Genomic DNA, 16,875 nt, shown 5'->3' with positions numbered 1-16,875 from the left:
TTAATTTTAATATAATTCTCGAACAAGTCTGTGTATCTCATGTAGGATGTAGGGGCGAGTCGCTGAAATCCAGTTCTTATGAAAGCGGATTGCTTTTTTTGAATCGCCACCCGGAGGCGCTAAAGCGCTCACTACGAACGGAGGCGCTAAAGCGCTCACTACGAGCGAATTGATCGCGCCAAGTCTAAATCAATTCAGAAACTGGAGTTTTTTTAGGGAATTAGCCGCTATTGCTTGATCCACTAACGATAGCCATTGCTGACGATCATCACCTTCTTGGTTATCGCCAAATTCCTTCGACCAAACCTGATCTTTTTCTTGAAACAGAAAGATTTGCCATTCATTTTTAACGTCTTTTGCTCGCAGCACCTGATCAACAAACTCTTCAACTTCAGCAAACGCCGCTTGACCGGGTTCGCCATAAAAATTTTCTAAGGCATGTTGACATTTAAACACGGCTTCTTCTTGTAATGTTTCTAAATAGGTGAAGATTTCCTGTGCCTTAATCTCCCGCGACTCTGTAGCATTCGATGCAGATAAACGCAGATTGGTTTTATCAGGATTGAGATTATCTAAATGAGGGCGAATCCGATAGTGAAAGTTGGCTTTATACGACATTTCAAAATTTGATAGGGTATGGAAAGCGTGCTTAAGTCGGACTAAATTATCGGGAATCCGTTCTGCCATGGCTTGCAGAAACTCTGACCCTTTGGCTGGTGTGAGTTCTCTTAATTGTCCTTGATTCACCAGTACCTCAGTTACCTGAGATTTTGCCTGTTCCACATACTCTTTTAACCCCATGTCCATGGCGTGGAAATGTCGGGTGAGATGATTGCGGATTTCATGGAGATATTTGGCATAAGTGGTTTGCCAATCCCCTTCTTCAAACCGTCGGGCAATGATTTCGTTGAGGGGTTCCTCTGTGGGAATTCCGGTATCGCTTTTGCAGGTTTGGATAATGGCTTCAACCTGTTGCTTAAAGATATCTTGTTCATCGCGATCTTTTGCCAAATCCAGGTGATCTAATAATTCTTCCAGCCCCCGCGTTAGATTTGCCCAGAGTTTATTGAATAGGCGCAAAAACTTGGCTTGTTCATTGATGTCATCAACAATTAATCCACCTGACCAAACCAGACGGGCTTTCTCTAGTTCCGCATTAATTAAAATTTGCAGTTCCTTGAGTTTTTTCTGGTAGAGGCGGGCATGTTGCTCATCTAAGTAGGTGATGTTATTGGCTAGATAGTTGAGAACTAAGTCGAGAATGGCATTGGTTTCCTCTGGATTAGCACAATCGGCAATTTTGCAGCGGATGACATCAATATGTTTATCATGAATACTGGTTTGATGTTTCTGACAGGCTTCCATGTTGTCATCGGTTCCGGTAACGTGGTTGAGAATCATAAATGAACGATTCTCTAGATTGTTTAATGCTTCGGCTGCGGTATTGTATAAATCTGTATCCCGTTTTTCCCAGCCATAGCGGAGTCTATCGGGACGGCGAATAAAAATTACTAAATCCACCTCTTGTCCGATGGTTTCTAGGATGAGTTTCTCATCGCCTAAACGAGTATCTCCTAAACCGGGTACATCGACTAAGGCGATTTTACCGACATCAGAATTTTTGAAGGGACAGAAGATTTTAACTTCGCGAACGGCTAAATGGTCAAAGGTAATTAATTCGCCTTGGGGAAAGCGGCGTTGGGCGACATATTCATGAATTCGTTCTTTGGGAATGGGGGGTAGTTTTCGGGGTGCGCCAGACAGGAGTAAGTGTCTATACATGGGTAAGTGTTTATGATAATCTTCTTTGAGATGCTCATACATTGACTTTTTGGTCGCATCTGTTCCCGAAAATTCTGGCAAAGTTCCGGCAAATTCATCTATGGTATTGGGAGGATGATCTAATTCTAATTCCTGATAATAGGGCTGAATGACTTCTTGTAAAAAAGTCTGTTCAGAATGAACTGTTACCTCGGCGTAGGGTTCTCCGGGTTGATGATAAATCGTGCTGCGAACAGCGGTACAAGCACCGCCTCGGAGGGCGGGAATTTCATCATCGGTGAGTCCACTGATACTCTGGAGGAAGGTACTTTTTCCTTGACCCATGAGTCCAACGACGCCAATATTTAAGGTAGGGCGGGAGAAGCGATCGCGAAGTTGATGCAGTTGCTCCAGTTGCGTGCTAATCTGTAAGCGCAATGGGGAAAAGTCGATTTGGGTGAGGCGATCGCACACTTCGGGTTGGTCTAGTTTATCCTTTAAGATATGACGCCGTTGATCTAGGGAGCGGAGCAAGTTGGTCAGATTTCTCAGATGTTCCTCGACATCAGCGATGCTCTGAACCAAGGGTTGGCGTTGTTCTATAATTTTGGTTAGGGTTTCGGCGCGATTAGACATGATAGGTTAGCGGGAATAGGGAATAAGGAATAGAAAACTGGGTTTATTAATTATTTAGTTGACGTTCTGAATGCCAATAGTTTGGGATAAGGCTGCATGAACAGGTTAAATGCTAAAACCTGTAAAAATGGCATTGCCCAAGGGTATGGTTTTAATTGTATCGAATTTGGAGAGTTTGCCCAAAAGATGATCAGGTAAATGGATGGTTTTTTTGGGCGTCAGCTTGGGGCGCAGGCGATAGGGGGGTAACGTTACAGTTTTTTGTCAGCATTGGGCGCACGTCGGTGCGCCCCTACCACGCCAGGGATTGACTCATCATGAAGTGTTATAGTTTACAATACCAATAGAGACAACATACTAATCCCAATAATTCCTCCATAAACAGCTACCCCAAGCCAAAGTAGAGGAATACCTCTCCAAGAGTAAATTTGAAGTATACCGGGTGGAATAAACACAACTTTAAACTTAGCAAAGCCCGTTAAATGTTCGTCTTCCCAAGTAACACAACTAGAATCGCTAGCTAATTCAGGTAATGGAGTTTGGTCAACATTGTCACTCGAAACTGGGTTGATGGGTTCATAAATAATCATGCTGCCATTACGGTTAACTCCAACCAGATATTTTAGTTTGCCGATAGATGTGCTGAGATTCGTTTTCCATCTTTGCTTAATACTGGAATACAGGATTTTTTCTATTTTTTTAACGTCCCAATAGTCAGCAATATCAGTGGCTAAAGCTAAAAGAGAATGAAGTAGACTCTGCTCACTTAGAGATTTCTTCTTCAGCAGGCAAAAGCCAATAGCTTGAGTTGCTGGCAGTAGGGTTGGGTGAATAATAGCCCTATTGAATTGTAGCCAGACATCAGGAGAAAATTCCATATAGTAGAGTAAACCTGCAAGGACAGATAGAAAAATATTTGCTAGCCCTGCAATCAGTGGAATAAAAATCCACCATCTGGCATTAATAATATATGGGCGCAAAACATACCACTGTAGCCATCCATAAATTAAGGGTGTCCCAATTCCCATTAAAATGGTAACTAGATAAATTAGGATTATTTGTGTGGTAAATCCACTACCAGAGAAAAAAAGGGACTCTTGCCACATATTCAAAGCTGTTCGGATACAGCTTCCAAATGTCGTCATAGTAGCCACGACTAAAATCCATTTCCAATCTGATATATACTTGCGAAGAATAAACCATTGAGCCGCTCCTGTTAGCGTACCTCGAATGAGTCCAATCACAACTCCATATTGCAGTTGACTTTGTTCCCAGAGAAGGTCAAAGGCGGGCTGAGATTCAACGAAATAAGCGGCAACTTGACTCAATGCCGTAATCAGTATAAAAAGAATGACAAATTTGAGTCTCTCGAATGGTTTTATGAGCAATTGCTGAGCATCAGCAAAATTATATGAAGTAGACATAGACTATCAAACTAACTGCACCGTTGGACTTGTAGGATACTGATTGAATCTGTTCAGAGTCTACAGGAGTTGCTACTCCTATTAAGATTTTCCAATAGGACTGTTAATGATACTTCGGTTCCTGCCACGCCAGGGGCTGACTCACGATGATGCTACCACTATAGAGGATTGTGCGATCGCGCTATCTGGCTTATACCCAGCAGGTACAAGAACTGTCTAATCCTGTGGCAGAATTGGATGGGCAAAATCTGCCACAGGCTGTGGCAGAAATTCCTTGGGGTCATAATGTTCGGTAGACATTGATCAGGAGGAATGAGATAAAAACGATGACGGTTGCAGTAGAAATTCGGCGCTTGAGTGTGCAAGATTACCATCGCATGGTAGAGGCTGGGATTCTGGCACCGGATGAGCGGGTGGAGTTAATTGAAGGACAGCTTTATCAGATGGCGGCGAAGGGGACGTTTCATAGTGCGGCAATTACTCGGATAAAACGGTTGCTGGAGACACGGTTAGGAAATCGGGTGTTGCTGCGGTTTCAAGACCCGGTGCGGTTAAGTGATGATTCAGAGCCTGAGCCGGATGTGGCGGTGGTGCGACCTGACCCGTTGGATTATGAAGACCATCATCCCACGCCAGCGGAAATTTATCTATTGATTGAGGTTTCTGATCGGACATTGAAGCGGGATAGGGATTTAAAGGCTCCGGCTTATGGGCGTTCTGGGATTAGGGAGTATTGGATTTTGGATGTTAATGCTCGTCAATTATATGTGTATCGGGAGCCAGGGGTGGAGGGTTATGCTAATTTCGTTGTGTTGGCTGAGTCGGATTTAATCGCACCTTTGGCGTTTCCTGATTGTCAGGTGTCGGTGGAGGATTTGCTCAGGAGACGTGCAGAGTCGAGTTGGGAATGAGGGAAGAACAGATTCGCGTATGCCGTGAGGCTGTAGTGCTATGAGGCGTGAGGCTGAGGGATGGCAAGATAGTTTAATGGAACGAACGGTTGAGGGTGAAGTTGGAGAAAAAGTTTGTCCTAAGTGCCAAACTAGAAGCCGAGATTCGGGATACTTTGAAGGGATTGGGGTATATGTGTTAAGCAATAAATTATGGATTGTCAAAATCTAGTTTTTTCACGTCATGCTATCCAACAGATGTTTCTGCGCCGGATTAGTAAAGGTGATGTAAAAACTGTTGTTGCTTATGGAGAAGTGATAGAAGAAAATCTAGATGATACGCCGTTTCCTAGTTATCTTTTATTGTATTTTGTCGAAGGTAAACCCATTCATGTTGTATTTTCCTATGATGAATCTACGGATACAGGATATGTGGTAACGGCTTATCGTCCTGATCCGAATCTTTGGACAAATATTTTAGAACTCGGAGATAAAAAAATGAGGTGTGTAATTTGTAAGCATGGCGAAACACAAGCTGGTTTGGTGACTGTGACTCTAGAACGAGACGAAAGTATTGTGATGATCAAGCGGGTACCAGCAGAGGTTTGTGATAATTGTGGGGAGTATTATCTGAGTGATTTGATTACAGAGCAGGTACTACAACGAGCAGAGGTGGCTGTGAATAATGGGATAGAGGTAGAAATTATCCGCTATGCAGCATAAAAAGAGATGGCGTCAGCGTGCGTGCGATCGCGCGGCTGGGCAAGTTGCTAATATGGCTAGTATTAAGGAAATGAGGTTCCTCCGTTTTAAGGATAATTTTATTTTGGAGATAGAAGATGACAATCAAAGTAATTAATGACAAACAAGCTTTACAAGACTGCTTAGAAGTCTTAATATCCCATTTATAAGCCGCTAAACTTGCTCGTATAATCTACTTTTTAGTTGATTTTTTCACCCCCTTAGATTTATCTTAGTAAAGATACCGTTTATACAGGCGGCATTTATGCTATCTCAAAATGAATTTGAGGAAATAATAAGCGATTTAACTAAACGAATAGAAGGAGATATCTTATGGAATAATGATGAGGATCATTTTCCTGCTGTAGAGTTTCGTGCAGAGGTAGTTTCGGATGCTGGTTATCCAATTTCTATCAAAGGAAGCTATAACGCATTTGCTCAGAAGCTTAGCTATGTTATCATACATCGAGCTGCTGGTAGGATTTATGGCTTAGATTTAGGGCAAGACCACAAAAATCCCGATGGCGAACAAGTAGGAGAAAAACACAAGCATCGCTGGGACGAACTTTATCGAGATAAAAAAGCCTATGTTCCACCCGACATAACGGCTCTTATTACTGAGCCAGTCACAGTATGGCAGCAGTTTTGTTTAGAGTCAAGCATCACCCATAATGGAATTATGCAAGAACCACCACCGTTACAGTTGGATCTGTTCCTCTGATGTCTACCGTTTGCCAAGAAATAGCTAAAACCATCGGAGAGCTGTTTACCTGCTCTACCGTCAACGGCTTTATCCGTATCCGCACCCCCTACCTCTACCCAGACGGTGACGTAATTGATCTCTTTTTAAAAGAGAAAGACGGACAGTATGTACTAACAGATTTGGGTGAAACTCTACGCTGGTTGCACATGCAAACCAGATCTCCTAAGCGTTCCGAGAAGCAAGAAACCCTTATTCAAGATACCCTCTTAACTCATGGAATCGAGCGATCCCGGGGAATGCTTATACTTCGGATACAAAAAGAAGAAAATTTAGCTTCGGCAATCACACGTTTATCTCAAGCAGCGTTGAGAATTTCTGATATTTGGTTTACCTTTAAAACAAGAGCATTTAAGCCAATTATTGAGGATATTGTGGAATTCTTAAAAGAAGCACAAATACCTTTTGAACAAGACAAAAAAATCACGGGTAGCTCTGGTCGTTCTCGAAAATTAGATTTTTATACCCAACCTCCTCGACATAATTCGTTAATAAATGTTCTTAGTATAGGAAGTAAGACAGTCGCGAATAACAGAGCTGATAATGTTTTTAGTGCTTGGTCTGACCTCAGCTACTTAAAACAATCAGAAAGTAATTCACGCTTTATCTCATTGTTTGATGATAGATTGGATGTATGGAATTCAGAAAATATTCGCCTTTTAGAAAAAGTATCTGATATTGCATATTGGTCGAGGCGAGAAGAATTTAAAGAAATGCTAATCAGCTAACACCAACTTGAAAACCCCTGTAATCAAAGTCCCCCTTTTGAAGGGGGATTTAGGGGGATCTAAACTTTGAGCGCTAGTCATACAAAGTCTGAAGTTGACACGGATGGGTATTGCCGTTCCCCTACACCAATGGTACGCCGTGCGCTGCTACGAATGGGTGATGTGGGACAGGTGGTGGCGGATTCTCCTGGCTGTTGAGCCGTAGTGAGGGGGTTTAACCCGATTCATTTATAGTTAGATAGGGAGACTGTCGCTATTCTATCGCCACCTATGCCCCTTTGCATTAACCCAACCTGCCCAAAACCCGACACCTCAGAGAATGAGCATCAGCGTTTCTGTCAAAGCTGTGGCTCAGAATTGCTGCTGAATGGGCGTTATCGGGTGATGCGTCTGATTAGTGATAAGAGTGGCTTTGGCAATATCTACGAAGTCTACGAAGGAAGTACACCGAAAATCCTAAAAGTTCTCAAGGATCATCTCAACCAAGACGCTAAGGCGGTGGAATTGTTTGAACAAGAGGCGGTTGTATTAGGGCGACTGAATCATCCGGGGATTCCGCAAGTAGATAGTTCCTTCCTCTATCAGACGCGCAATAGTTTGGGGTTGCACTGCTTGGTGATGGAAAAGATAGACGGACCCACCTTAGAGCAGTGGTTAGAACAACAGCACAATCGACCCATTTCTGAAGCGCAAGCGATCGCGTGGTTAAAACAGCTTGCGATTATTCTACAGCTTATTCATGATCAGCAGTATCTGCATCGGGATATTAAACCCTCTAATATTATGCTCCGCCCTGATGGGCAGTTGGTGTTAATTGATTTTGGTACAGCGCGAGAAGTTACCCGCACCTATCTAGCTAAAGTAGGCGCTGGCGGCGGGATTACAGCCGTTATTTCATCCGGGTATACCGCCCCCGAACAAATGAATGGGGAAGCGGTAAGACAATCGGATTTCTTTGCCTTGGGACGTACTTTCGTCTTTTTGTTAACCGGACATCATCCCAGCCAGTTGTATGATGCTCAAACGGATACATTAAACTGGCGGAATCATACCACCGGGATTTCCCCAAACCTATTGCAGTTTATCGATGAATTGATGGCGCGACAGGTTCGCGATCGCCCGCCAACTGCCCAAGCTATTCTACAACGCCTGGACACCTTAGATGACCAAACTTCCACATTAACCGAAACTCTGAGAGTGGGAGTCGCTCCCCTCCCTCAATCCGAACCCGCCCCAGAACGCCACTCTGGGCGCTGGCAAGTGGTGATTTTAGTGTTAGCGATACTGGTTATTTTAGGGATTGGAATTATCGGTTCAGGCGGGTTAAATTCTCAATGGGTTTGGATATTTACCCCAGCGCAAGCACCGCAACGAAAGGGAGATGTGGATTATTTTCCTTACGTGGAGGGAGCCGATAGTGAAGGGAGAACGGCTGAATTTAGTGTGGCGGTACTGTCGCGGGAATATAAATGGAAACTGGGGAGTACGTTTCAAGTTAACTATAATCAGCAGATGATCCCTATTAATGCGTTACGGTCAAATTTAGAGGATGAAGGGATACAAAGTTTGATGGAAAATCCCAGTGAAATTATTTCTGTGGGAACCGCTTCTTGTGAAGGAACGCCCGTGGGAGAAGAACAGCGAGCCTTTCAACGCGCCGAGCAAATCCAACTGTTAGCGAAAAAGTTATTTCGGGATGTTGCCTCGGTGGACAACTATCGCCTCTTAAATCTGGGTCAATTTAACCGAGACGATTGTTTACCGGATCAAGATGCTACGTCGTACCAACGTAGTATTATTATTATCGGCGTGAAAAATAAAACCCCTGGTGTGATTGTCGATGAAGCCTTGCGATCGCGCTTGGAACAGACACCCTTTGGGGATTTTCGCCTAGAGGATTACTCCCTGGGTTCGCCTGAGCGGTTTCAAACTATATCCAGTCAGCTAGAGAACCCGGAAACGCCGGAAACGACGGAAACGCCAGAGACGCCGGAAACGCCAGAAAACCCGGAAACACCAGAAAACCCGGAAACACCGGAAACGCCAGAGATACCAGGATTGTAGGCGTGATAAGTAGGTGAACACAATTAAACTGAACTGTTCCCTGTTCCCTGTTCCCTGTTCCCTGTTCCCTGTTCCCTCTTGGACTAACTGATGTCCTTTCCGTACCTCGTAGTGCTGTAAAGGCGGATTTGGTATAAACTCCAGTTCCAAGCCACAACGCCCAAAATAGTACACAAAAAAATAGTAGAGACGTTACCTGTAACGCCTCTACCTTTAATCTTTTAATACCCCCAAGGGAATTCGAATCCCTGTCGCCTCCGTGAAAGGGAGGTGTCCTAGGCCTCTAGACGATGGGGGCTTGTTTCTCAGACCTTAATAAATATAACGAACATTTTTGGGCTTGTCAACTCCTGAGCCAAAAAATTAATCGGGAAAATTTATTTCTCCAACTGAGTGACCAGATGAATCAACTCTGGTAAAATAAGCTTCTCCATGGCGAGGGTGACCGCTCCCGTAGAACCAGGAAGGGAGAAAACTAGCTTACGGCGATACACTCCAGCGACAGCCCGTGACGCGATCGCGCGTGAGCCAATCTCTTGGTAACTGAGCCAACGAAAGACCTCACCAAATCCGGGTAAGGTCTTCTCTAACAACCTCGCTAAGGCATCATAGGTGGTATCTCGCTCCGCAATCCCTGTACCCCCGTTAACCACAACCGCCTGAATATCCGAACGCTGGGCGAGGACTTGCAGATACGTCTGAATCTGGTTCGGTTCATCCTTAAGAATTTCGTAAGCGACAACCGAATGACCTGCATCACACAGCAATTGCTGGATGCAGGAACCACTGCGATCAGAGTCGGGCGATCGCGTATCACTAACAGTTACCACAGCACAAGCGATCGAGCTTGAGCCTGTATCGGGATGAGGCTGATGAGTCATATCGGCGGTCTTTAGGCTGATCCAGGGGATATCTAAGCTAGCATCTGAGACTAAAGTCCCGTAGATCCCAAAGAATTGAGATCTACAGGTTCAATGCCCACAAGAATACCACTGAGTTACTCATCCTTTGAGCAGTGGGAGAATCAAGACTTACTAAATCCTAAATCATTCTCCTCAGCATAGCGCTCCATGAAACGCATAAAACGATCCCATTCTTCTTGCGATTTCATGATCACAATTGCTTCTAATGCCGTCGGTTGTCCATTGACAAATTTGCCTTTAACCTCTCGGCTGACCAGCTCTCCTTCTTCGTCCATCAGGTATATACCTGTTATTTCTTCACCATAGTTGCCATTAAGCGCCTTGGGATTATCAAAATAAAATGTTGCCGTACCATTGCTGCCATCACGAGAGCGAGTCAGGCGCACATCAGGTACAACTTCTTCGTCAATGCCTTTAATAAATTGAATTTTAGCCATGAGCCGTTCAATCAAAATTTAAGAAGGTTATCACCAATTGAATGATCAGCCGTGCTTGCCATTTGCACAACGACTGGAGTTGGAAATTTCCTCAAGGTGTGAATCCAGTTCTACGTCCAACCCCGAGGAACTGCTGCGTCTTGAGCGTCCAGACACTGATCACCGATTGTTTAATCTCCGCCCATCTAGTCCTACCTGAGAACAGCAAGCGATTTTGGCGTTTAGATTTCATAGTGATTTTAGCAAAAACTTTACAATTAACAAAAAAATACCGTTTTCCTGCCATAACGACCGAGGTAATGGCAAAATTGATAGAGCAGATCATCAAAAAATTATCAATCGCTCTCTCATTGGCGTTAGCGTAGCTCGGTAAATCCTGGCTCACCTTACCCCCCTTAGAGGAGAAGGTTTTTCAGGTTCCTGCCAAAAATCTGCACCGTTTCACGGCGATTCCTCCAGCGCTTGACCCGAAAGCAGGTACAAGCCTGGGACTATCGCCACCTTTGCTGGACAAATCCTTAAATATCAATGGGCAAAAAGCGCGTTCTCTCTGGAGTTCAACCAACTGGAAATCTTCACCTGGGTAACTATCTCGGAGCCATCCGTAATTGGGTAGAAGCCCAGAGTCAGTATGAAAATTTCTTTTGCGTCGTCGATTTACACGCGATTACGGTTCCCCATAATCCAGCAACTCTAGCCGCCGATACCTACACGATCGCGGCGCTATATCTAGCCTGTGGCGTGGATTTGAACGATTCCACCATCTTTGTTCAATCTCACATCCCCGCTCACTGTGAACTTACCTGGCTGTTTAACTGCGTCACGCCAATCAATTGGCTGGAACGGATGATTCAGTTTAAAGAAAAGGCGGTGAAGCAGGGCGAAAATGTTAGTACGGGTTTACTGGATTACCCGGTGCTGATGGCAGCCGATATTTTGCTGTATGATGCGGACTTAGTACCCGTAGGAGAAGACCAAAAGCAACATATCGAACTGACTCGTGATATTGTGATTCGGATTAATGACCAGTATGGCAGCAAGAAAAAGCCCGTGCTGAAACTGCCAGAACCCTTGATCCGCAAAGAAGGAGCGCGGGTGATGAGTCTCACGGATGGCACAAAGAAAATGTCCAAATCTGACCCCTCGGAAATGAGTCGGATTAATCTACTGGATTCTCCAGAGGAGATACAAAAGAAAATTAAGCGCTGTAAAACTGATCCGATTAAGGGGCTAGAATTTGACAATCCTGAACGTCCAGAGTGTCATAACTTACTCACCCTTTATACCCTACTTTCGGGGAAAACCCAGGAAGCCGTCGCCGCCGAATGTCAGGATATGGGGTGGGGACAGTTCAAAACGGTGTTGAGTGAAGCCACGATTGAAGCCCTCAAACCAATTCAGCAGAACTATCAAGCGGTTATGGACGATAAAGGCTATCTAGAGTCAGTCTTACGTCAAGGGCGCGAGAAAGCAGAAGCGATCGCTCTCTCAACCCTATCTAGAGTCAAGGCAGCTATGGGGTATTCTACACCTCTGTAGAGACGTGCCATGGCGCGTCTGGGAGATGGGGAAGCAGGGGGAGCAGGGGAAGCAGGGGGAGCAGGGGAAGCAGGGGGAGCAGGGGAAGCAGGGGGAGCAGGGGGAGCAGGGGGAGCAGGGGAAGCAGGGGAAGCAGGGGGAGTAGGGGAAGCAGGGGGAGCAGGGGGAGCGGATTACAAATGACGAATGACAAATGACGAATGACAAATGACGAATGACAAATGACAAATGACAAATAACAAATAACAAATGACAAATAACAAATGACAAATAACAAATAAGAAATGACAAACCTTACTAAACCCTCATTCCGAGACGCCGTTAAATCAGGGGAATTCTTAATTACGGCAGAGGTTAGCCCCCCCAAGGGAGGTGACGCCAGTCAGATGATTAATCTGGCAAAACCACTAAAGAATCGTGTCCATGCGGTTAATCTTACCGATGGATCTAGGGCAGTGTTGCGGATGTCTTCTTTAGCCGCCGCCGCTATTTTAGTCCAACATGGGATAGAACCGATCTGTCAGATGGCTTGCCGCGATCGCAATCGATTGGGGTTACAGGCGGATCTGATGGGGGCGCAGGCTTTGGGCATTCGTAACATTCTTGCCCTAACTGGCGATCCGGTAAAAGTCGGTGATCATCCTGACGCCAAGCCCGTTTTTGATCTAGAATCAGTACGTTTGCTCCAGCTAATCAGTAAACTCAATCGCGGTTTCGATGCTAACGACAAGCCATTGTCGGATGGCAATACAGAGTTATTTGCTGGAGCCGCTGTTGACCCTCAGTTAAAAAGTTGGTCTGGATTACAACGTCGGTTTGAGCGTAAACTAGAAGCGGGTGCCCAGTTTTTCCAGAGTCAACTGATTGCTGATTTCCAGCGGCTGGAAAAGTTTATGGATAAGATTGCGGCTGACACCGATAAGCCGATTTTAGCGGGGATATTTTTGATTAAATCGGCGAAAAATGCTCGATTTCTGAATAAATATGTTCCCGGTGTTAATATTCCCGAATCAATTATTGATCGACTGGCAGAAGCCACCGATCCCCTGCAAGAAGGGATGAAAATTGCCGCTGAACAAATCAAACTCGCGAAACAATTGTGTCAGGGTGTGCATATTATGGTGATTAAGCGAGAAGATTTGATTCCCCAGATTCTGGATTTAGCGGAAATCCCACCTCTGAATCGGTAAAATGAATTTCATAGACCGAAATGTTTTCGGTTGCGATCGCGATGTTCTAGATGTGCCATGGCACGTCTGGGAGTAGGGAAAGAGACAGTAATCGTGGTTAAGAGTAGGTCTTTCAGCATTCGTCAGGAGATATTGGCTGATAGAGTGGGCAATGGCTCACCTTCCAGGCAATGTCCTGATTGACCGACTGGGAATGAGGATAAATCAGGTGTAGCTAAAACGTCAAAAATCATCTCTTGAACAGCAAGGATGTTGACGTTTAATTTTTGGGTTTATATTCAAGCTCTGAACTAAGGTTAGGAGCTTGATTTGAGGACAAAGGAACGGATGAATAAGACGGTAGATACCGAAATTTGTAACGTTACAGTGTATGATAACCAGGCGCTAGTCACGCGCCGAGGGGTTGTACAGCTAACGGGTGAGGAACGGGAACTGGTGATTGCTAATTTGCCCGTAACCCTGCTGAGTGAGTCCGTTCAGGTGTCGAGTACGGGTCATGCAGGGGGGCAGTTATTGGAGGTGCGGACGGAACAAACCACTACTCGTGAAGCGACTCACCCCAAAGTTAGCCAACTGTCTGAAGAAATTGGTCAGTTAGAAGATCAAAGACGTCAGGGACAAGATATGCTGACGTTGCTGAATTTACAGCGGAATTTTATCAAAAATTTAGGTAATCAGTATCTGGAACGCTTGACAAAATCCCAAAACCCTGAACCGTTCAACTTAACTCAAATCGGGGAATTGCTGGATTTTGTGGGAGAACGGTGGCAGAATTTATCTGGTGCGATCGCGCAACAGGATCAGGAGCAGAAACAGGTTAACACTCAGTTGCAGGCGGTGCGAGGGCAGTTTCAGCAGCTCTCTACGCCCCAGATTCATGACAGCTTTAATATTATTGTCACCCTAGAACCAGCGGGGGCGGGTGAATTGGCGCTCTTAGTTTCTTACCGAGTTAAGGGGGCAAGTTGGGAACCCGTCTATGATGTCCATTGGCAAGATAGCCAGCAAACCGCCAGACTCAGTTACCTGGCTCAAATTACCCAAAACACAGGTGAGGATTGGTTAGGTGTAGCGCTTACCCTTTCCACCGCTCAGCCTGGAGTAGGGCGACAAATTCCGCCAATTACACCCTGGTATATTGATTTGCAACAGTCTAACGCCTTGGCGAATCGCACCACAACTCCAAAGGAACATACCTCACCCCGCCCTACATTGATGAATATGCCCTTTGCGGGGATAGCGCCAGAACCTGAACCGTCGATAGATGAAGAGTTAGAGCGGTTGAGAGCCGAAAAGGAACTGGGGGAACAGCCGGGACAAAAGGGTATTGTTACCTTTACCCTTGACAGTAAAGCAACGATTCCCAGTGACGGGGTGAGTCATAAGGTTGCCATTTTCCACAGAGATGATTATCCCTGTAGGGCTGAATATGTGGCGATATCGCGCCAACTTAATTTTGCTTACCTGAAAGCAACGGTGACGAATCCGTTGAATGGCGTTACTTTATTACCGGGACAGATTACCATCTTTCGCGATAATACGTTTATTGGCACTAGCGAAATCCCGAATATTGCCCCAGGGCAAGAGTTTCAACTCGATTTAGGCGTGGACGATGGGCTGAAAATTGAGCGGTATCTGGTGGAACGACAAGTAGATAAGAAGTTGATAGGCAATCAGCAGCGGGAAGCGGTGACGTATGGGTATCGGTTAACGGTGGCGAATTCACGGGAGCAAGATGCACAGGTTAAGGTGATGGAACAACTCCCGGTGAGTTGTCATTCCCAACTCAAAGTTCGGCTGACTGATGCTAATCCTCATCTGGAAATCGGTGAGTTGGGTGTGTTGGAATGGTTACTAACTTTGCCTTCTCTTGCTTGTCAGGAGTTGTCCTATCAGTTTACGGTGGAGTATTTGCCAGAATTTAGGGTGATCGGATTGGATGTTTAGCCATAAAATTAATTAAGACTTATAGCACTACGCACACACGTTAGGACAAAAGAAGAAAAATTTAAATCGCTCAATCCCTTGTAAGGTAAGTGTTTTTCTTCACTATTGCCCATTGCCTATTGCAAGAAAGCCTAGCGCGTAGCGCTATATTAGGCTACAGTCTGAATTTGGTGGAAGCGAGTCAAGAAAGTGCAAGGTTTTTACACTATAACCGTCTTGCATCCTGGAATTTTTGCCGACCTCAGCGCCGAATTTTCCCTCGACAGAGGGTTGAAACCATTGCCCATTGCCTATTGCCTATTGCCTCTCCCCACCACAAGAGGGATTCAGCAGACCCTAATTATGAGTACCATTAAACCTTCTTTTGATCGTGCTTATCAGGATTTTCTCCAGGAAATCAAAACTCAGGTCATGCAAAGCCGGATTGAGGCAGCGCGGGCGGTTAATCGCTCACTGATTGGGTTGTATTGGTCTTTGGGGCAGTTGATTGTAGAGCGACAGGAGGCATTAGGATGGGGTAAAGCTGTAGTAGAACGGCTATCGGCTGACCTCAAGGCTGAATTTCCTCAAATAACTGGGTTCTCGCCGCGCAATTTGTGGTTAATTAAGCAGTTTTATGAAGCCTATGCTGAAGCACCTGAATTTCTGAAACAGCTTGTTGCAGAAATTCCTTGGGGTCATAATATTTTGATTATGCAGCGCATTAAGGATGAGGCGGCTCGCTATTATTATCTGGAAGCGACGGCTCGGTTAGGTTGGACGCGCAATGTGCTGCTCAACCAAATTAAAGCAGGTGCCTATGAGGTGAGCCTGCAAGACAAAAGCCATAACTTTTCGACAACGTTACCGGAATATTTGGCAGAACAAGCTGAAGAAACGCTAAAGAGTCAGTACAGTTTAGAGTTTTTGGGCTTGACGCAGGCGGTTCACGAGCAGGAGTTGGAGCGAAATTTGATTGCTCGACTCAAGGATTTTTTAATCGAGTTGGGTTATGGGTTTTGTTTTATTGGCAGTCAGTATCGGTTGACGTTGGGAGAGAATGAGTATTTTCTCGATCTGTTATTTTACCACCGCTTTTTGAAATGTTTGGTGGCGATTGATCTCAAAACCGGACGCTTTCGCCCAGAATATGCAGGCAAGATGGATTTTTATCTGGAGGTGTTGAATGAGAAAGAACGTGCCTCGGATGACAATCCTTCGATTGGAATTATTCTCTGTGCAGAGAAGGATAGGCTAGAGGTAGAGTTTAGCCTGAAGTCAAAGACGAATCCGATTGGGGTGGCGACGTACCAGCTTTACCCACAGGTGCCGGAGGAATATCAGGGGCTACTACCAACGGATGAGGATTGGCAGCGATTGTTAGAGTCAGCGTTACCGGAGGAGGATGATAATTGATCAATTATGACCTACTGGAGGTAAGAAAAAAAGGCTATCAGATTTATGAGTGAAAGTTACAGAATTTATCTAGATGCTTGCTGCCTCAATCGCCCATTTGACGACCAAACCCAGTCTAGAATCGCCTTAGAAACTCCAGCCATTCTCTCTATCTTGAGCCAATGCCAATCAGGACAATGGAAACTTATCACTAGCGCCGCCTTAGATGCAGAACTCGCTCAAACTCCCGATTTTGAAAAACTCAAGAACGTCAAGGCAATCCTGAGCATTGCTAAAATTAAGGTAATCAGTAGCCAATGGATAGAAAACCGTTCTAGAGAACTTGTCCAATTAGGATTCTCTGGATACGATGCCACCCACATCGCCAGTGCTGAACGAAGCTGTGCCGATATATTTTTATCCACAGATGACCGTCTAATTAAGAGATCAATTCGACATAT

18 protein-coding genes, 1 tRNA gene and 1 pseudogene are annotated in these 16,875 nt (G+C 45.1%); 15 read left to right on the top strand and 5 right to left on the bottom strand.

Annotation, left to right across the window (positions count from 1 at the left end; all coding sequences use genetic code 11):
• Positions 1-189 precede the first annotated feature (189 nt).
• Both RIC07_RS27505 and RIC07_RS27500 read right to left on the bottom strand, forming a co-directional pair.
• Positions 190-2,397 (bottom strand): dynamin family protein, encoded by a 2,208-nt coding sequence (locus RIC07_RS27505; protein WP_446397298.1) that lies wholly within the window; start codon positions 2,395-2,397, stop codon positions 190-192.
• A 332-nt stretch (positions 2,398-2,729) separates the two neighbouring features.
• Positions 2,730-3,821 (bottom strand): hypothetical protein, encoded by a 1,092-nt coding sequence (locus RIC07_RS27500; protein WP_446397297.1) that lies wholly within the window; start codon positions 3,819-3,821, stop codon positions 2,730-2,732.
• Positions 3,822-3,991: 170 nt separating this feature from the next.
• On the opposite strand from RIC07_RS27500, the gene RIC07_RS27495 reads away from it, so the two are divergent.
• The 9 genes and pseudogenes from RIC07_RS27495 to RIC07_RS27455 all read left to right on the top strand — a co-directional run bounded on the left by RIC07_RS27495 (position 3,992) and on the right by RIC07_RS27455 (position 9,004).
• On the top strand, positions 3,992-4,117 hold the full coding sequence (locus RIC07_RS27495) for a hypothetical protein (RefSeq protein WP_446397296.1): 126 nt from the start codon (positions 3,992-3,994) through the stop codon (positions 4,115-4,117).
• Between the two features lie 30 nt (positions 4,118-4,147).
• On the top strand, positions 4,148-4,732 hold the full coding sequence (locus RIC07_RS27490) for a Uma2 family endonuclease (RefSeq protein ID WP_446363910.1): 585 nt from the start codon (positions 4,148-4,150) through the stop codon (positions 4,730-4,732).
• 40 nt (positions 4,733-4,772) lie between these two features.
• The gene (locus RIC07_RS27485; RefSeq protein ID WP_446397295.1) at positions 4,773-4,943 is read left to right on the top strand and encodes a hypothetical protein; all 171 of its coding nucleotides are present in this window, start codon (positions 4,773-4,775) and stop codon (positions 4,941-4,943) included.
• A pseudogene (locus RIC07_RS27480) lies at positions 4,925-5,101 on the top strand (DUF4258 domain-containing protein); the annotation flags it as partial. The gene RIC07_RS27485 and the pseudogene RIC07_RS27480, both read left to right, overlap by 19 nt.
• Before the next feature lie 108 nt (positions 5,102-5,209).
• Positions 5,210-5,434, top strand: a complete 225-nt coding sequence (locus RIC07_RS27475) for a type II toxin-antitoxin system MqsA family antitoxin (protein WP_446397335.1) — start codon at positions 5,210-5,212, stop codon at positions 5,432-5,434.
• A gap of 283 nt (positions 5,435-5,717) precedes the next feature.
• Complete coding sequence (locus tag RIC07_RS27470; RefSeq protein WP_446397294.1) at positions 5,718-6,173, top strand: DUF6978 family protein; 456 nt, start codon at positions 5,718-5,720, stop codon at positions 6,171-6,173.
• Entirely contained in the window at positions 6,173-6,940 is a 768-nt protein-coding gene (locus RIC07_RS27465) for a DUF1828 domain-containing protein (RefSeq protein WP_446397293.1), read from the top strand. Before RIC07_RS27470 ends, RIC07_RS27465 begins: the two co-directional genes overlap by 1 nt.
• A 66-nt stretch (positions 6,941-7,006) precedes the next feature.
• Positions 7,007-7,138 carry a hypothetical protein gene (locus tag RIC07_RS27460; RefSeq protein WP_446397292.1) on the top strand — a complete coding sequence of 44 codons (132 nt, stop codon included), beginning with the start codon at positions 7,007-7,009 and terminating at the stop codon, positions 7,136-7,138.
• A 72-nt stretch (positions 7,139-7,210) separates the two neighbouring features.
• Entirely contained in the window at positions 7,211-9,004 is a 1,794-nt protein-coding gene (locus tag RIC07_RS27455) for a protein kinase domain-containing protein (protein ID WP_446397291.1), read from the top strand.
• Between the two features lie 225 nt (positions 9,005-9,229).
• Here the strand turns inward: RIC07_RS27455 and RIC07_RS27450 are convergent.
• From RIC07_RS27450 to psb28, 3 genes are all read right to left on the bottom strand, one after another.
• Positions 9,230-9,302, bottom strand: a tRNA-Glu gene (locus tag RIC07_RS27450).
• Positions 9,303-9,381: 79 nt separating this feature from the next.
• Positions 9,382-9,885 carry a MogA/MoaB family molybdenum cofactor biosynthesis protein gene (locus RIC07_RS27445; protein ID WP_446397290.1) on the bottom strand — a complete coding sequence of 168 codons (504 nt, stop codon included), beginning with the start codon at positions 9,883-9,885 and terminating at the stop codon, positions 9,382-9,384.
• A gap of 143 nt (positions 9,886-10,028) precedes the next feature.
• A complete protein-coding gene (gene psb28, locus RIC07_RS27440) occupies positions 10,029-10,364 on the bottom strand; it encodes a photosystem II reaction center protein Psb28 (RefSeq protein ID WP_446379586.1) in 336 nt (111 codons plus the stop codon).
• A 528-nt stretch (positions 10,365-10,892) separates the two neighbouring features.
• On the opposite strand from psb28, the gene trpS reads away from it, so the two are divergent.
• The 6 genes from trpS to RIC07_RS27410 form a co-directional block, all read left to right on the top strand.
• Positions 10,893-11,903 (top strand): tryptophan--tRNA ligase, encoded by a 1,011-nt coding sequence (gene trpS / locus RIC07_RS27435; protein ID WP_446379584.1) that lies wholly within the window; start codon positions 10,893-10,895, stop codon positions 11,901-11,903.
• Positions 11,904-11,912: 9 nt separating this feature from the next.
• Complete coding sequence (locus RIC07_RS27430) at positions 11,913-12,086, top strand: hypothetical protein (RefSeq protein WP_446397289.1); 174 nt, start codon at positions 11,913-11,915, stop codon at positions 12,084-12,086.
• A gap of 101 nt (positions 12,087-12,187) precedes the next feature.
• A complete protein-coding gene (locus RIC07_RS27425) occupies positions 12,188-13,093 on the top strand; it encodes a methylenetetrahydrofolate reductase (protein ID WP_446397288.1) in 906 nt (301 codons plus the stop codon).
• 327 nt (positions 13,094-13,420) lie between these two features.
• Complete coding sequence (locus tag RIC07_RS27420) at positions 13,421-15,040, top strand: mucoidy inhibitor MuiA family protein (RefSeq protein ID WP_446397287.1); 1,620 nt, start codon at positions 13,421-13,423, stop codon at positions 15,038-15,040.
• 189 nt (positions 15,041-15,229) lie between these two features.
• A complete protein-coding gene (locus RIC07_RS27415; protein ID WP_446397286.1) occupies positions 15,230-16,435 on the top strand; it encodes a PDDEXK nuclease domain-containing protein in 1,206 nt (401 codons plus the stop codon).
• A gap of 45 nt (positions 16,436-16,480) precedes the next feature.
• Positions 16,481-16,875: PIN domain-containing protein (locus tag RIC07_RS27410; RefSeq protein WP_446397285.1), on the top strand; the 395-nt coding region annotated here is incomplete at its 3' end.

The organism is Coleofasciculus sp. E1-EBD-02 (assembly GCF_040218245.1).
GTDB lineage: Bacteria > Cyanobacteriota > Cyanobacteriia > Cyanobacteriales > Coleofasciculaceae > Coleofasciculus.
The sequence above is the reverse complement of the archived record's forward strand: the minus strand, read 5'-3'. Positions and strand labels throughout refer to the sequence as shown.

Coding starts and splice junctions, on each gene's coding strand:
- RIC07_RS27505 (WP_446397298.1), bottom strand. CDS start 2,397: ATGTCTAATCGCGCCGAAACCCTAACCAAAATTATAGAACAACGCCAA.
- RIC07_RS27500 (WP_446397297.1), bottom strand. CDS start 3,821: ATGTCTACTTCATATAATTTTGCTGATGCTCAGCAATTGCTCATAAAA.
- RIC07_RS27490 (WP_446363910.1), top strand. CDS start 4,148: ATGACGGTTGCAGTAGAAATTCGGCGCTTGAGTGTGCAAGATTACCAT.
- RIC07_RS27485 (WP_446397295.1), top strand. CDS start 4,773: ATGAGGCGTGAGGCTGAGGGATGGCAAGATAGTTTAATGGAACGAACG.
- RIC07_RS27475 (WP_446397335.1), top strand. CDS start 5,210: ATGAGGTGTGTAATTTGTAAGCATGGCGAAACACAAGCTGGTTTGGTG.
- RIC07_RS27470 (WP_446397294.1), top strand. CDS start 5,718: ATGCTATCTCAAAATGAATTTGAGGAAATAATAAGCGATTTAACTAAA.
- RIC07_RS27465 (WP_446397293.1), top strand. CDS start 6,173: ATGTCTACCGTTTGCCAAGAAATAGCTAAAACCATCGGAGAGCTGTTT.
- RIC07_RS27455 (WP_446397291.1), top strand. CDS start 7,211: ATGCCCCTTTGCATTAACCCAACCTGCCCAAAACCCGACACCTCAGAG.
- RIC07_RS27445 (WP_446397290.1), bottom strand. CDS start 9,885: ATGACTCATCAGCCTCATCCCGATACAGGCTCAAGCTCGATCGCTTGT.
- psb28 (WP_446379586.1), bottom strand. CDS start 10,364: ATGGCTAAAATTCAATTTATTAAAGGCATTGACGAAGAAGTTGTACCT.
- trpS (WP_446379584.1), top strand. CDS start 10,893: ATGGGCAAAAAGCGCGTTCTCTCTGGAGTTCAACCAACTGGAAATCTT.
- RIC07_RS27430 (WP_446397289.1), top strand. CDS start 11,913: ATGGCGCGTCTGGGAGATGGGGAAGCAGGGGGAGCAGGGGAAGCAGGG.
- RIC07_RS27425 (WP_446397288.1), top strand. CDS start 12,188: ATGACAAACCTTACTAAACCCTCATTCCGAGACGCCGTTAAATCAGGG.
- RIC07_RS27420 (WP_446397287.1), top strand. CDS start 13,421: ATGAATAAGACGGTAGATACCGAAATTTGTAACGTTACAGTGTATGAT.